At 70.8% G+C, this 13,994-nt stretch carries 11 protein-coding genes; 1 reads left to right on the top strand and 10 read right to left on the bottom strand.

What is annotated here, in order from left to right:
* Nucleotides 1-11: 11 nt before the first annotated feature.
* The 9 genes from OVA30_RS19685 to OVA30_RS19725 all read right to left on the bottom strand — a co-directional run bounded on the left by OVA30_RS19685 (nucleotide 12) and on the right by OVA30_RS19725 (nucleotide 10,391).
* The gene (locus tag OVA30_RS19685; protein WP_268176501.1) at nucleotides 12-3,473 is read right to left on the bottom strand and encodes a non-ribosomal peptide synthetase; all 3,462 of its coding nucleotides are present in this window, start codon (nucleotides 3,471-3,473) and stop codon (nucleotides 12-14) included.
* 327 nt (nucleotides 3,474-3,800) lie between these two features.
* Entirely contained in the window at nucleotides 3,801-5,021 is a 1,221-nt protein-coding gene (locus OVA30_RS19690; RefSeq protein ID WP_268176503.1) for a hypothetical protein, read from the bottom strand.
* A gap of 152 nt (nucleotides 5,022-5,173) precedes the next feature.
* A complete protein-coding gene (locus tag OVA30_RS19695; protein WP_012255686.1) occupies nucleotides 5,174-5,704 on the bottom strand; it encodes a SixA phosphatase family protein in 531 nt (176 codons plus the stop codon).
* Nucleotides 5,701-6,681 (bottom strand): aldo/keto reductase, encoded by a 981-nt coding sequence (locus OVA30_RS19700; RefSeq protein ID WP_012255687.1) that lies wholly within the window; start codon nucleotides 6,679-6,681, stop codon nucleotides 5,701-5,703. Before OVA30_RS19700 ends, OVA30_RS19695 begins: the two co-directional genes overlap by 4 nt.
* Before the next feature lie 58 nt (nucleotides 6,682-6,739).
* The gene (locus tag OVA30_RS19705; RefSeq protein WP_268176505.1) at nucleotides 6,740-7,078 is read right to left on the bottom strand and encodes a type II toxin-antitoxin system RelE/ParE family toxin; all 339 of its coding nucleotides are present in this window, start codon (nucleotides 7,076-7,078) and stop codon (nucleotides 6,740-6,742) included.
* Nucleotides 7,068-7,358, bottom strand: coding sequence for a ribbon-helix-helix domain-containing protein (locus tag OVA30_RS19710; protein WP_042509271.1), 291 nt, complete (start codon nucleotides 7,356-7,358; stop codon nucleotides 7,068-7,070). Before OVA30_RS19710 ends, OVA30_RS19705 begins: the two co-directional genes overlap by 11 nt.
* A 67-nt stretch (nucleotides 7,359-7,425) precedes the next feature.
* Nucleotides 7,426-8,277, bottom strand: coding sequence for an AAA family ATPase (locus OVA30_RS19715; protein ID WP_003603666.1), 852 nt, complete (start codon nucleotides 8,275-8,277; stop codon nucleotides 7,426-7,428).
* 95 nt (nucleotides 8,278-8,372) lie between these two features.
* Nucleotides 8,373-9,026: a hypothetical protein gene (locus tag OVA30_RS19720; protein ID WP_012255691.1), complete on the bottom strand. Its 654-nt coding sequence runs from the start codon at nucleotides 9,024-9,026 to the stop codon at nucleotides 8,373-8,375.
* 126 nt (nucleotides 9,027-9,152) lie between these two features.
* Entirely contained in the window at nucleotides 9,153-10,391 is a 1,239-nt protein-coding gene (locus OVA30_RS19725) for a hypothetical protein (RefSeq protein WP_003603663.1), read from the bottom strand.
* A 302-nt stretch (nucleotides 10,392-10,693) separates the two neighbouring features.
* Between OVA30_RS19725 and OVA30_RS19730 the strand changes: the two genes are divergently transcribed.
* On the top strand, nucleotides 10,694-12,586 hold the full coding sequence (locus tag OVA30_RS19730) for a cation:proton antiporter domain-containing protein (RefSeq protein ID WP_268176507.1): 1,893 nt from the start codon (nucleotides 10,694-10,696) through the stop codon (nucleotides 12,584-12,586).
* Between the two features lie 34 nt (nucleotides 12,587-12,620).
* On the opposite strand, the gene murD is transcribed toward OVA30_RS19730, so the two are convergent.
* Nucleotides 12,621-13,988 carry a UDP-N-acetylmuramoyl-L-alanine--D-glutamate ligase gene (murD, locus tag OVA30_RS19735; RefSeq protein ID WP_268176508.1) on the bottom strand — a complete coding sequence of 456 codons (1,368 nt, stop codon included), beginning with the start codon at nucleotides 13,986-13,988 and terminating at the stop codon, nucleotides 12,621-12,623.
* Nucleotides 13,989-13,994 lie beyond the last annotated feature (6 nt).

Below are 13,994 nucleotides of genomic sequence, written 5' to 3' on the forward strand. Positions count from 1 at the left end.
CCCGTCCGCCCTCACGCCTGACCGACCGCGGCGCGGTCGGCGTCGGCGGGCCTCGGGCGCCGGATCGACGGGATCGGCGCGCGTACGGCGGCCGGTGTTTCGCCACCCTCCCCGAGGCGCCCGTGCAGCAGGGCCGCGACCCGGGCGATGGTGCGTTCCTGAAACAGGTCGCCGGCCCCGAGCAGCAGGTTCTCACGCCGCGCCCGCGCGACGATGCGGAACACGCTGAGCGAATCCGCCCCGAGTGCGATCAGGTCGTCGTCCCGCTCCACACTGGCGAGCCCCAGCACCTCCCGCCAGATCGCCGCGAGGGTGCTCTCGAGGCCGTCGTCGGATGTCGGGACCGGAGCAGGCTTGAGGGGAAGCTTGATCGCGGCGGCCGGCTCGGCCGGACCGGTGGGCCCGGCCTCGGGAGCGGGCAGCGCCCGGCGATCGACCTTGCCGCTCGCCGTCAGCGGCAGGGCCGACAGCCGAACCCATTCCGAGGGGATCATGTAATCAGGGAGTTCGCGGGCGAGCGCGGCGCGCAGATTGCGCAAGGTGGGCGCTGCCTCGCCCTCGGGGCGCACGAAGTAGCAGACGAGGCGATCCTCGCCCGCCGCGTCGGGGCGCAGCACCACGACGGCGTGCAGCCCGGTCTGGCGCAGCAGCACCGCCTCGATCTCACCGGGCTCGATCCGGTAGCCGCGCAGCTTGATCTGGTGGTCGGCTCGTCCCCGGATCTCGACGCGTCCGTCCGGCCGGTAGCGGGCCCGGTCGCCGGTCCGGTAGAGCCGCGCCCCGGCGCATTCCGGCAGCGCACTCGCGATGAAGCTGCGCTGCGTCAGGTCCGGCCGTCCGAGATAGCCGCGGGCGAGCCCGAGCCCGCCGATCAGCAATTCACCCGTGACCCCGACCGGCACCGGCTCGCCCTGCGTGTCGAGGATGAACAGGCTGGTGTTGTCGATCGGGCGCCCGACCGTGACCGTCTCCTCCCCCGGATCGACCCGCGCGGCCGAGGACCAGATCGTCGTCTCCGTCGGCCCGTAGAGGTTCCAGAGTTCGCCCCCGCCCTCGGTGAGGCGCTGGGCCAGATCGAGCGGAAGCGCTTCGCCGCCGCACAGCATCTTGAAGCCGGGGCGGGAGCGGAAGCCCGCCTCCAGCAGGAGCCGCCACGTCATCGGCGTCGCCTGGAGCATGGTGGCCTCGCCCCATTGCAAGCGGGCGAGGAGGGCGTGGCCGTCGCGCGCTTCCTCGGCCGAGGCGAGCACGATCTGGGCGCCGCGGATCAGCGGCAGCAGCAATTCGAGCCCAGCGATGTCGAAGGTGACCGTCGTCACCGCCAGCAGCCGGTCGTCACGAGCGATTCCCGGTGCCTGGGCCATCGAGAACAGCAGGTTCGAAAGGCCGCGATGCAGCACCTCGACGCCCTTCGGCGCCCCGGTCGTGCTCGACGTGTAGATCAGGTAGGCGGCCCGCTCCGCCGGCACGCGCGGGAAGCGGCTCGGCGCTGGCCCGTCGAGACGATCGACCTCGATGACCCGGGGGCCTTCCGGCAGGAGCGCGCGGTCGGCCGCGAGCGTGATCATCGCGCCGATCCCGGCATCGGCGACGATTCCCGCGCGGCGGGCGGGCGGCATCGCCGGGTCGAGCGGGACGTAAGGGATGCCGGCGCGCAAAGCGCCGAGCATCGCCGCGACGAGGCCGGGCGAGCGGCGCATGAGCAGGCCGACGCGGGCCCCCACGGGCAGAGCGCTTCCCTGCAAGGCCGCGGCGACGCGATCGGCCCAAAGGTCGAGGGCGCCGTAGGAGACGGTCTCTTCGCCGAAACGGATCGCGATCCGGTCCGGGTCGCGCCGGGCGTGGAGCTTGAAGGCCCGCATCGCCCCGACCTTGAGTGGATGGGCTGTCTCGGTCGCGTTCCAGTCCACCAGCATGGTCTGCCGCTCGGCCGCATCGAGCAGCGGAACGCGCCCGACCGGCTGCGCGGGATCGCGGGTGAGATGCCCGAGCAGGGTGAGGTAGTGCCCGATCCAGCGCTCGATCGTGGCCGGCTCGAACAGGGCGCGGTTGTAGGTGGCGTCAACGGTCAGCCCGTCGGACGTTTCGGTGAGACTGACGGTGAGTTCGAACGTCGAGAAGCGCTTCGGCGCGGGTGCAAGGGTGCCGCGCAGGCCCGCCTCGAAATCGATGGCGTCGGCGAAACGCTGGAGGTTGAACTGCACCTGCGCCAGCGGCGGGCGCGCCGGATCGTGCGGCCGGTCGAGATGGCGCAGCAGCCGCCCCAGGGTGCAGTCCGCGTGAGCGGCGGCTTCGGCCAGGGCCGCGCCGGTGCGGGCGAGGTGGGCAGCAAAGGGCTCGTCCGGGTCGAACCGGGCCCGCAGCGGCAGGAAATCGGCGTGGTGCCCGACGAGGCCCGGCTCGCCGCGGCGCGGCTGGCCCGCCATCGGCACGCCGACGACGAGGTCGTCCTGCCCCGAGAGCCGGGCGAGGAGCACCTGAAAGGCCGCGAGCAGCGTGGCGTTCAGCGTCTGCCCCTGGCGCGCCGCCAGCGCTTTCAACGCGGCGACGAGCGGCGGCGGCAGGGTGGCGCTTCGGGTGTCGCCGGCAAAGCCGCGCAGCTTCGGCCGTGGATGGTCGGCCGGCAGGTCGAGCGGTTCGGGCAAACTCGCATAGAGCTCGGCCCAGTAATCCAGCGCCCGGCTCGCCTCCGCCTCCGACGGAGCACAGCCCGTGGTCTGCGGGGCCGGTGCCAGCTCCTCCGGCGCGGCGCGGTAGGCGCTCGCGATCGCGTCGGCCAGGACCGCGAAGGACCAGCCGTCGCAGGCGATGTGGTGGGCCGAGAGGACGAGGACGTGGCGCCGCTCGCCGAGGCGAACGAGGTCGGCCCGCGCCACCGGGCCGGCGATGGGATCGAACGAGAGGCCCGCTTGCGCGTGAAGATGTGCCGCCAAAGCGGCCTCCGGATCGGAGTCGCCCGCGAGATCGACCCATCGCACCGGCACGAGGCCCGCGGGATCGATCCGCACGGTCTCGCCGCTCGGCGAGAAGCGGCTGCGCAGGGCGTCGTAGCGGCCGAGCACCGCTCTCACGACGGAGAGAAGCCGCTCGGCGTCGAGCGGCCCGTCGAGCCGCAGGGTGACGATCTCGGTCATCGCGGCATTGGCGTCGGCGCCGAACTGCGCGGCGAGCCAGATCTCGGCCTCCCCGTCGGTCAGCGGCCGCTCTGCCCCGCGATCCGCCATCGGCAGAGCCGGCGATGAGTGCGGTTCCGGCAGGCTCACCCGCGCGGCTGTGAAGGTCAGCGCGAGCGTGCGAAGCTGCTCCTCCACCACGCGGCACACGGCATCGAGCTGATGCCGGAAGACCTCCTGCAGTTCCTCCGGCGTCGGCGTGGCGAGGGGGACGACCGGCCGCCCCTCCCCGCCCGAACCGGGCGCGGCGTAACGGGCTGGGATCGACTGGAAAACAGCCTCGCCGTCGATGCAGGACATCCCGATCCTCGTCTGGCCGTGCGGCTCATCGGCGGAGGCCGGGCATCCCGCACCGGACGCCAGCCGCGCCGCCGGGTTGGAACCGGGCGCTCTCGGCGATCGGGCGTCCGATGAGGCACACCTGCCTTCGCGTGACGAGCAGGAGGGTCATCGCGTCGCCGGGAGTGTGAGGACCGGTGTCACAACCGGTTTTCCGCAAGCTCCCGAGAGACATTATTACGACCATACCAGCGGGACGGCGGCGATCATCTGCCTCCTTGGGAGTAGTGCTTCTCCACTCTGCGCGCTTCGTTGCGCGGGCCGGTCGGTGCTCTTCGAGGCGTAGTCCTACAGGGCGGAATTCGACCGTGCTTCCGACGAGGCGGTTCCGGAGAGGCGCGCCTCCAGCCGCTCGATCGCTGCGCTCACCAGCGCCTTCGAGGCGTGCAGCGTACCGAGTTCGACCGAGGACATCGCCAGCAGCACCGGCAGGAGGTTGTCGCTCGGCCGGCCGTCGTCGCGGAACAGGCGCAGATCGTCGTCGGGCTTGAGGCCGACGCTGCCGGCGATCCGCGCGGCGTAGTTGCGGATACGCGTCTCGTCATTGGCGCAGACAGGGGCCGGGAGGCTGAGATCGAGCAGGCTGCCCTTCGGCAGCGAGGCGGCGATCGAGGGCAGGGCTGCCGCCTCCGCCGTGAGCCGGTCGGGCGCCAGCAGGGCGGCGGGATTGGCCGCTCCGGAGGCGACAAGCGTGCGGGTCGGGTTGACCGCCGGCGGAGACTTGGCCGCGATTTTCGGTGCCTCGGCCAGGCCCGTTGCGATATCCGCGGCGGGCCTCGGCACGGAGACGGCCGATCCTGCCACGGCGCGGGGCGCTCGCCCGGGATGGCCCGCCAGCCGAGCACGGGCCGACCAGGGCTGCACCCGCAGCCCCGCGGCGGCGCTCGGCGCGGCCCTCGCGACGCCGCCCCGCCCATGCCGCGCGAGGAAGCGGGCGCGCAACGTTCCGCCGATGCCCCGCGGTGCGGTCGTCGTCGACACGGCGGGCCCGGTGGCCTGTCGAGCCGGCGGCCTCGGCTTTCCACCGACGGGCGCGGCCGCCACGGGGCGGGCTACGCCGCACTCGGCGGGCGCCCAGCGGCGCACGATGGCGAGTGCCGAGCGGCGTCCGTAATCACGCTGGTAGCGGCGCAGGAGCTGCACCGCCGCATCCGCTCCGTCGGCGGCAGTGGCGAAGCCGGTATGGCCCTCCGCGTCGCCGCCGAGTTCGCCGCTCCACCGCGCCTGCTTGATGCACCAGTAATTGTTGAGCCGCACGCAGCGGGCGACGAAGCCGGGCTCGGTCGCCGCGTGCCGGACGACGAAGGCGAGCGAGCCCGGCGCGAGGTTCTCGCCCGCCTGTTCCCGCCAGTTCGAGACGGCCCGCGCCACGAGGCTAAAGCTCGGCGCAGGCGCCGGGGCCGCCTCGGCCGCGCGGGGGAGAGGCGGCAGGCGCGTCCGCGCCGTGTCGAGCGCGGGCTCGATCCGCGGCAGCAGCATCGTCACGGCGAGGAGCGTTTCGAGGAGCACGCCGGTCTTCCCTACGCGGTGTCAGCTCGGCTGTTCTCGTTGAGGAACGGCGCAAGAGGGCGAAGGGTTCGGTGCCCGAGCATCATCCCGAACGGTGCTTGCCGGCTTTCGGGACGATGCTCTCGCTGGCAAAGCCCCTCAATCGTCGTCCATCAATCGTCATCCATGTCCGCCGCGAGCTGGCGCGGGCGTACGAACCGCAGGAGACGCCCGCCGCCCGCGGCGATGTCCTCCCAGCCCTCCGCGTCGAACGCGAACACGGCGAGCGCCGCGGTCGGAAACTTTTCGCGCAGTTCCTTCTGCAAGTCCTTCGGACCTTCCCCGACGAGTCGCAGGGCGAGATCACCAAGGCCGGGATTGTGGCCGATGACGAGCAGGGTCGCCGCCTCCGCCGGGGCGGAGCGGATCGCGTCGAGAATGCGCGCGGCGGGCGCCTCGTAGATCGAGGGCACCGTCTCCATCGGCGTCTCAGGCAGCTCGGCCCGCAAAGCCGCCCAGGTCTCCTGCGTGCGCCGGGCCGGCGAGACCATGACATGGTCCGGCGTCAGCCCCTCGCGGGCGATGTAGGCGCCCATCAGCGGTGCGGCCTCCCGCCCGCGCCCGTTAAGCGGGCGGTCGATATCGGCCACGCCCTGCGGGTAGGCGGATTTGGCGTGGCGCAGGAGGAGCAGGCGGCGCATCATTGGAACCCGACCACGGCGTGCGGAACGTAAGGGGCTTCGAGCCGGGCGATCTCGTCCGGCATCAATTCGAGGTCGAGGGCCGCCGCCGCGTCGTCGAGGTGCCCCGGCTTCGAGGCGCCGATGATCGGGGCGGCCACGCCCCGCTTCTGGATCACCCAGGCGAGCGCCACCTGCGCCCGGGGCACGCCGCGGTCGCGCGCCACGTCGGCCACCGCCTCGACCACCTGCCGGTCGGCCTCGACCGTGGCGTCGTAGAGGTTCTTGCCCACGAGATCGCTCTCCTGCCGGGCGCTGCCCGCGTCGAAGTCGCGGGTGAGCCGGCCGCGGGCGAGCGGGCTCCAGGGCAGGAGCGGGATGCCCTGGTCGGCGCAGAGCGGGATCATCTCGCGCTCCTCCTCGCGGTGCAGCAGGTTGAGGTGGTTCTGCATCGTCGCGAACCGCGTCCAGCCGTTCAGGTCAGAGGTGTAGAGCGCCTTGGCGAACTGCCACGCGAACATCGACGAGGCACCGATGTAGCGGGCCTTGCCGGCCTTCACGACGTCGTGCAGCGCCTCGAGCGTCACCTCGATCGGCGTGGCGTAGTCCCAGCGATGGATCTGGTAGAGATCGACGTAATCGGTGCCGAGCCGTTTGAGCGAGGCGTCGATCGCGGAAAAGATCGCCTTGCGCGAGAGGCCGCCGGCATTGGGCTGGTTCTTCTGCGGGTAGTAGACCTTGGTGGCCAGTACGATGCTGTCGCGGTCGGCGTAGTCCTTGAGGGCGCGGCCGACGATCTCCTCGGAGGTGCCGTCCGAATAGTAGTTCGCGGTGTCGAAGAAGTTGATCCCGAGATCGAGCGCCCGCTTGATCAGCGGCCGGCTCTCCTCCTCCCGCAGGGTCCACGGATGCGGTCCCCGCTCCGGCACGCCGTAGGTCATGCAGCCGAGGCAGAGGGGCGAGATGTCGAGGCCGGTGCGGCCGAGTTTTTTTGTCTGCATGGGATCGGTCACGCGGTGGTGCGGAGGAGTTCTCTACCTGGGGCGTCGAGGCGAATCGTCACCGATCCGCGGAATTTTCTCCGGCGTGCAAGACAACGTTCAAATCACTCCGTCCGTCGAGAACGCGGACGATCTCAACCTCGCGCACGGGCGCGTCGTCGGTGTCGGGTATCGTCTCGTACAAGATGAGGAACGGGGTCTCGACCAGGATACGCGTGCTCGGCCGGATTTCCGGGCGCCGCGGACCCATGCGAGGCTGCAAGGCGAGTTGCCGTGCCCGTTCTTCGATCCTGTCGTAGAGCCGCTCTGCGGCGGCAGGGTCGTGGCTTCCGATGCTCACGTAGATATCGAGGAGGTCCGCCCTCGCGAGTCGGGACCAGACGACCTCAGCCGCCACGACCGTCCTCATCGTCCGGCCCAATGAGGCGGGAACGGGCTTCGCGGCGCAGCGCATCAAAATCCAGCACGCCGTGCCGGCCGGAGGCTTTGCCGGCGTCCCAGGCCCGCTGAAGCCGCTCGATCTCCATGTCCCGGAACTTGCGGCGGTCGGACCACAGCCGCACGGCATCCCGCACGGCTTCGCTGGTCGACGCATATTCGCCGGCTTCGACGGCCGCACGGATCTGCGTCGCCATAGGCTCGGGAAAGACGACCGTCATACGCTCGACTGCGGCCAACGCCCCCTCCTCCGCACCGGACATGATGAGCAAATCACACCCTAGCACACTCGGCCGGACATGACCTTTACCCGCCCCGCCCCTCGCGGCGCATCATGAAGGCGAGCTTCTCGAACAGGCTCACGTCCTGCTCGTTCTTCAGGAGCGCGCCGTGTAGCGGCGGAATCAGCTTGCGGCCGTCGCGCTCGCGCAGGGTCTCCGGCTGGACGTCCTCGGAGACGAGGAGCTTGAGCCAGTCGAGCAATTCGGAGGTCGAAGGCTTCTTCTTGAGGCCCGGCACCTCGCGGGTTTCCAGGAACACCCGCAGCGCCTCTTCGACGAGGCGGTGCTTGATGCCGGGATAGTGCACCTCGACGATGGCCTTCAGCGTCTCGGCATCGGGGAACTTGATGTAGTGGAAGAAGCAGCGGCGCAGGAAGGCGTCCGGCAGCTCCTTCTCGTTGTTCGAGGTGATGATGACGATGGGGCGGATGTCGGCGCGGATCGTCTCGCCGGTCTCGTAGACGTGGAACTCCATCCGATCGAGTTCGGTCAGCAGGTCGTTGGGGAACTCGATGTCGGCCTTGTCGATCTCGTCGATGAGCAGCACCGGCCGCTGCGGCGCGGTGAACGCCTCCCACAGCTTGCCGCGACGGATGTAGTTGGCGATGTCCGACACCCGCGGATCGCCGAGCTGCGAGTCGCGCAGCCGCGAGACGGCGTCGTACTCGTAGAGGCCCTGCTGCGCCTTGGTCGTGGACTTGATGTTCCAGGTCAGCAGCGGCGCGCCGAGGCCCCGGGCGATTTCTTCCGCCAGCACCGTCTTGCCGGTGCCGGGCTCGCCCTTCACCAGGAGCGGGCGCTCCAGCACGATCGCCGCGTTGACCGCCGTGGTGAGATCGGGCGGCGCGACGTAGGACTCGGTTCCGGTGAAGCGCATAAAGCCTCGCGTCGGGAGGGGAATCGAAGCGGACTAACCCGAGGCGAAGCGGGTCGGCAACCGCTCACGCGGCGGTCGATGCCCGGGGCGTTCCCTCACAACGTCTTCCCGTCGTGCCACACGCAGTTCGAGGCCAGAATCCCCAGATTCACGTCCGACTTCTGGGGCTGGGGCAGGGTCTTGCCGTCCATGGCGAGGTCGATCTTGATCTCGACCTGCCCCTTCGTCTCGTTCGAGCGACGGGAGAAGTAGCAATATTGCTGGAACGGCCGCTCCTCGTTGGCCTTGAAGTTCCAACCCGTCACGATCTGCCCGTCGAGATAGGGCACCTGCTTGAACACGGTGAAGGTCGTGTTCACCGGCGCCTGCGAGGCCGGGGCGGCGTCCGTGCCGAGCTGGGCCTTGGTCGGCGTCGGCACCGCGTTGGCCTTCTGCGCCGGCAGACCTTCGAGCTTCAGGGTGTTGTCGGTGAGGGTGACCTCGCCCTTGGTCTTCAGCGTCACGTCGGAGAGCGCGGCCTGCATCGCGCTGGCGATCTTCTCCGCCGCCGAGTCGAACTGGTTCATATACGCGTAGCCGTAGCAGGCCGCGCCGATGCCGATGCCGGCCAGCGCCGAAAAGGCGCCGGCGCCGATCGCCCGCAGCAGGAAGGCGCGGGCGAAATGCATCCGCGCTTCCGCCCGCAGGCGGCCGTTGACGTGTTGCGCGAGCACAATGTTCTCGTGCGTGCCGTCGGTGTGGATACTCATGGCCGGGCACTCGCCTCAGGAGCGCTCTCCGTCGAAGGGGCCGCCGGTTCGGCGCGGGAGAGCGCGTTTGAACAAGGATTTCGCAAGGAATTCGAGCCGCTCCCGATCGCGGGCGGCTCGAAGGATTTACGCGGTGGCGCCGGTGGTGGCGTTGCCGGAGGTGTTGGCGGGCGGCGGCGGCGGCGGCACCACCGGGGCCGTGCGCCGCTCCAGTGGGATCACCGAGGCCTCCCGCGTCATCGGTCTCGGCTGGGCCAGCGCCATCTCCTGGCGCACGCCCTCGGCGATCGAGGCGAGCAGGTAGGGCGTGGCCTCCGGGTTCACCGCGGCGCCGAGGTCGTCCTCGTCCATGAAGGTCTTGCGCACCGAGACCGCCGAGAGGGCCAGAATCGTAGAGGCGAAGGCGGCGCAGAGCGCGGGCACGAACACGAAGATGCGCAGGAAGGCGTGGACCTGCGCATCGTTCACGTCGATCGGATCGACGCCGTAGACCATGGCGGTGAAGGAGTGGAGCTGCGAGCGGTTGACCGAGTTGCGGTAGGCCTGCTCGGCATCGGCCACCTTGCGGTCGGCCGCGCCGCGGTCGAGGGCGGCGCGGGCCTTGCGGGCCTCCTCCAGCTCCTTGACGATGGCGCCCCGGTCACTGCCCGCCTTGGCGACCGCGGCGTTGAGGGTCGCGGTACGCGGGTCGGTGACGCATTTCAGGTTCGAGTAGCGCATGCCGCGGCTGTTGGTGCCGTAGACGCGCTCGCAGCGCTGCGCCGGAAGCCCGGCGAGCTGCGAGGCGTTCTCGGCCGAGCGCCGCTCGATCTGTTCCAGTTCGTTGGTGTACTGCTCGACCCGCGCATTGGCGGCGGCGATGCGCGTGTCGATGCTGTTGCGGTCGGCCTGCGCGTCCTTGAGGGCAGTCTTGGCCTTGGCCGCGTCCATCAGGCGGGGATGGAACATCATCTCGCCGAGCTGCGACACCGACTTGGTGGTGACGCCCGCGGCAAAGATGATGCCGACGATGGCGAGCGCCTTCACGAACCACGAGCGCTGGGTGCGTGCCAGGATGCCGAGCGGCACGCGGCACAGCTCCACCGCGGCGTAGACCAGCGGCGCCAGCAGCATGAAGTAGAACGCCCGGTCGTCACCGTCGCTGTAGGTGCCCGCGAACAGCCACGCCCCCCAGAGCGAGGCGCCGATCACCATGAACTCGACGAGATAGGCGATGGCGACGTAGCCCCACTTGATGCGGTAGCCACGCTCGATGTCGCGTTGGTGCTTCCAGCGCTGCTGGTCGAGCATCCATTCGCGCCGCTCGCGCTGCACGTCCCGGCTCGGAGGCGTGTCGGACAAGAATTTCATGGGCCAGAACTTCATGGGCCTTAGATCGCTACGGGCCTCCGGCTGAGCGGCGGACCTGCCATCCCCTAACATCGCGTTACCCGAGCGTAAGGGCGTATTGTGCCGAAGTTGTGCCGGCCCGATCGATGAGCAGTGGATGGCGGCCCGCCGCAATCGCTGCGGGTGAAGCGGGCGCGAAAACGGCTGCTCGCCCCGGAAAACGGTTGCTCCGCCACCGGCTCGCCGCCCATGATGCGGCTGGTCCCTCCCGCGGCATCGAAGATGCAAGGAGCCGGGCCGCCCCTCTGCTCCCCTCCAGGCGTCAGCATATCAGCCCGATGACCGACCCCGTGCAGGCCGGAACCCAGATCGCCGCGGAAGCCGGCGCGCATGCGGGCGGCTACCGGGAGGCGATCCTTTTCCTCGTCACCGCCGGCATCGTCGTGCCGCTTTTCCACCGCCTGCGAATCAGCCCGGTACTCGGCTTCATCGGCGCGGGCGCGCTGCTCGGGCCGTTCGGCCTCGGGCGCTTCGCCGACGCGCATCCCTGGCTCGCGCCCTTCACCATCGGCAACCGCGCGGAGATCGCGCATCTGGCCGAGTTCGGCGTCATCTTCCTGATGTTCATGATCGGGATCGAGCTGTCCTGGGAGCGCCTGCGGGTGCTGCGCCGGCTCGTCTTCGGCCTCGGAGCGATCCAGGTGATCGCCTCGGCCGCGGTGATCGCTGGCATCCTCGTCGCCCTGGATCAGCCGGTGGCCGGGGCGGTGCTGGTGGGGCTGGCGCTCGCCCTCTCCTCGACCGCCGTGGTGCTGCCGGTGCTCGCCGAGCAGAAGCGGCTCGGCACGCCGGCCGGACGCACCAGCTTCGCGATCCTGCTGTTTCAGGATCTGGCGGTTGCTCCGATCCTGTTCGCCATCGCCGTGCTCGGCCGCAAGGATGGCGGCGACCTCGGGGCCGCGCTCGCCCTGGCGCTCGGACAGGCGGCGATCGCCCTCGCGGTGATCGTCGTGGCCGGCCGGGTCGCTTTGCGCCCGCTCTTCCATCTCGTCGCGCGCACCCGCTCGCCGGAGCTGTTCATGGCGGCCTGCCTGCTCGTCATCGTGGCGACTGCTCTGGTCGCGGCGGGCAGCGGCCTGTCGATGACGCTCGGCGCCTTCGTCGCCGGCCTGCTGCTCGCCGAGACCGAGTATCGCCGCGCCATCGAGGCGACCATCGATCCGTTCAAGGGGCTCCTGCTCGGGGTGTTCTTCGTTTCGGTCGGCATGAACCTCGATCCGGCCCAGCTCATCTCGGCGCCGGGCGCGATCCTCGGCCTGTCGGTCGGGCTCCTCGTCATCAAGGGCGCCGTGGTGCTCGTCGGCGCCCGCATCATGAAGCTGTCCCGTTCGGTCGCCCTGGAGGCGGCCCTGCTGATCGGCCCCGGCGGCGAGTTCGCCTTCGTGCTGATCGGCGGCGCGATGGCGACCGGGCTCGTGCCGGAGCCGGTGGGCGGCGCCGCCCTCATCGTCACCACCGTCACCATGATCGCGATTCCCGGCCTCGCGGCGCTCGGCCGCCGCATCGGCGGCCGCGCCTCGAAGCAGCAGGTCGGTCCGGCACAGGCCGAGCCGGTGCCGGAGCCGGAGCAGAACCGGGTGATCATCGCGGGCTATGGCCGGGTCGGGCGGCTCGTCGGCGAGATGCTCAAACGCCACGCAATTTCCCACATCGCCGTCGATTCGGACCCCGCCCGCGTCGCCGAACAGCGGCGGCTCGGCAGCCCGGTCTATTTCGGTGATTCGGCCAACACGGAGATGCTGCGCCGCTGCGACATCGCCACGGCCCGCGCGCTGGTGGTGACCCTCGACAATCCGCGTGCCGTCGAAGCGGTGGTGCAGGCCGCCCGCGCCGAGCGGCCGGACCTCACCATCGTCGCCCGCGCCCGCGACGCGCGCCACGCCACGCAACTCTACGAGATGGGCGTCGACGACGCGGTGCCCGAGACGATCGAGGCCTCGCTGCAGCTCTCGGAGGCCGTGCTGGTCGATGTCGGCGTGCCGATGGGCCACGTCATCGCCTCGATCCACGAGCGCCGCGACGAGTTCCGCACCATGCTCAAGCGCCGGGAAGCGGAGGCGCGGCCGGTCTTCCGCGCCCGCCGCACCGTCGGCAAGGGGCGCGAGACGCCGTCCGAGGCCAAGGCCGCCGAACCGGCCCCGAGCCCGCGGCCGGTCGGCAAGAGTGCCTGAGCGGAAGAGCGCCTGAGCGAGCCTGGGCCCGCCCTCAGGCGTCCGGCAGCGCGGCGACCAGGGTCCGAAAGCGGTCGCCGCGGACCTCGAAGTTCGGGAACTGGTCGTAGGAGGCGCAGGCCGGCGACAGCAGCACGACGGGCGCCTCGGTGCCGGATGCGCGGGCGGCCCGCGCCGCCGCCTCGGTCGCGGCCTCCAGCGTGCCGCAGCGGGTGAAGGCGACGCGTCCTTCCAGCGTCGCGGCGAAGGCCTCGCTCGACGCGCCGATCAGGTAGGCGTGGGCGACGCGGTCGAACAGCGGCGCCAACGGCTCGATGCCGCCCTCCTTCGCCTTGCCGCCGACGATCCAGTGGATGTCGCGGAAGGCCAGCAGCGCCTTCTCGGTCGAATCGGCGTTGGTCGCCTTGGAATCGTTGACGAACAGCGTCGGGCCGATCCGGCGCAGCGGCTCCATCCGGTGGGCGAGGCCGGGAAAGCTCTTCAGCCCCGCCGCGATCTCCGCGCTCGTGAGACCGAGCTGGATCGCGGCGGCGACCGCGGCGGCGGCGTTCTGGAGGTTGTGGTCGCCGAGCAGCGCCTGGATGCCGGTGACCTCGGCGATCACGGCGCCGTCAGGCCCGCGCACCGTACCGTTGGCGCCGACATAGTCGCCCGCTGCGTCGCCGTGACCCTCGACATGGAGGCGGATGCGCTCGCCCGTGCGGCGCTCGGCGATCGCTGCGCAGTAGGGGTCGTCGACGCCGATCACGGCGAGATCCGCGCCCGCCACCAGCCGCTCCTTGATCGCGGCGTAGTTCTCCATGGTGCCGTGACGGTCGAGATGGTCCGGCGTCAGGTTGAGCAGGATGCCGACGCCGGGCTTGAGCGAGGGCGTCAGGTCGATCTGGAACGAGGACAGCTCGACCACGTGGACGCGGGTTGCCGCGGGCGGCTCCAGCGACAGGATCGCGGTGCCGATATTGCCGCCCATCTGCACGTCGCGCCCGGCATGGCGCAGCAGGTGCGCGGTGAGCGCCGTGGTGGTGGATTTGCCGTTGGTGCCGGTGATGGCCACGAACGGTGCGTCGGGTGCCAGGGCCGCGCGCTCGCGGCAGAAAATCTCGATGTCGCCGATGATCGGGATGCCGGCCTGCCGCGCCAGTCCCACGGTCCAGTGCGGCTCGGGATGCGTCAGCGGCACGCCGGGTGCCAGCACCAGGGCGGAGAAGCCCGACCAGTCGGCCTCGTTGAGATCGGTGACGGTGATGCCCTGCTCGCGGGCGCGGTCGCGGCTGCCCGCGTTGTCGTCCCAGGCCAGCACGTCGGCGCCGCCGGCCAGCAGCGAGCGGACGGTGACGAGCCCGGACCCGCCGAGGCCGAACAGGGCGAGTTTCTGGCCGGCGAAGGTGGTGGCTGGCGTCATGGTTTT

The sequence above is a fragment of the Methylorubrum sp. SL192 genome (assembly GCF_026672325.1).
GTDB lineage: Bacteria > Pseudomonadota > Alphaproteobacteria > Rhizobiales > Beijerinckiaceae > Methylobacterium > Methylobacterium extorquens.

Excerpts from the sequence above, each read along its gene's own strand:
- OVA30_RS19685 (WP_268176501.1), bottom strand. The coding sequence starts at position 3,473 with ATGTCCTGCATCGACGGCGAGGCTGTTTTCCAGTCGATCCCAGCCCGT.
- OVA30_RS19695 (WP_012255686.1), bottom strand. The coding sequence starts at position 5,704 with ATGATGCGCCGCCTGCTCCTCCTGCGCCACGCCAAATCCGCCTACCCG.
- OVA30_RS19700 (WP_012255687.1), bottom strand. The coding sequence starts at position 6,681 with ATGCAGACAAAAAAACTCGGCCGCACCGGCCTCGACATCTCGCCCCTC.
- OVA30_RS19715 (WP_003603666.1), bottom strand. The coding sequence starts at position 8,277 with ATGCGCTTCACCGGAACCGAGTCCTACGTCGCGCCGCCCGATCTCACC.
- OVA30_RS19720 (WP_012255691.1), bottom strand. The coding sequence starts at position 9,026 with ATGAGTATCCACACCGACGGCACGCACGAGAACATTGTGCTCGCGCAA.
- OVA30_RS19725 (WP_003603663.1), bottom strand. The coding sequence starts at position 10,391 with ATGAAGTTCTGGCCCATGAAATTCTTGTCCGACACGCCTCCGAGCCGG.
- OVA30_RS19730 (WP_268176507.1), top strand. The coding sequence starts at position 10,694 with ATGACCGACCCCGTGCAGGCCGGAACCCAGATCGCCGCGGAAGCCGGC.
- murD (WP_268176508.1), bottom strand. The coding sequence starts at position 13,988 with ATGACGCCAGCCACCACCTTCGCCGGCCAGAAACTCGCCCTGTTCGGC.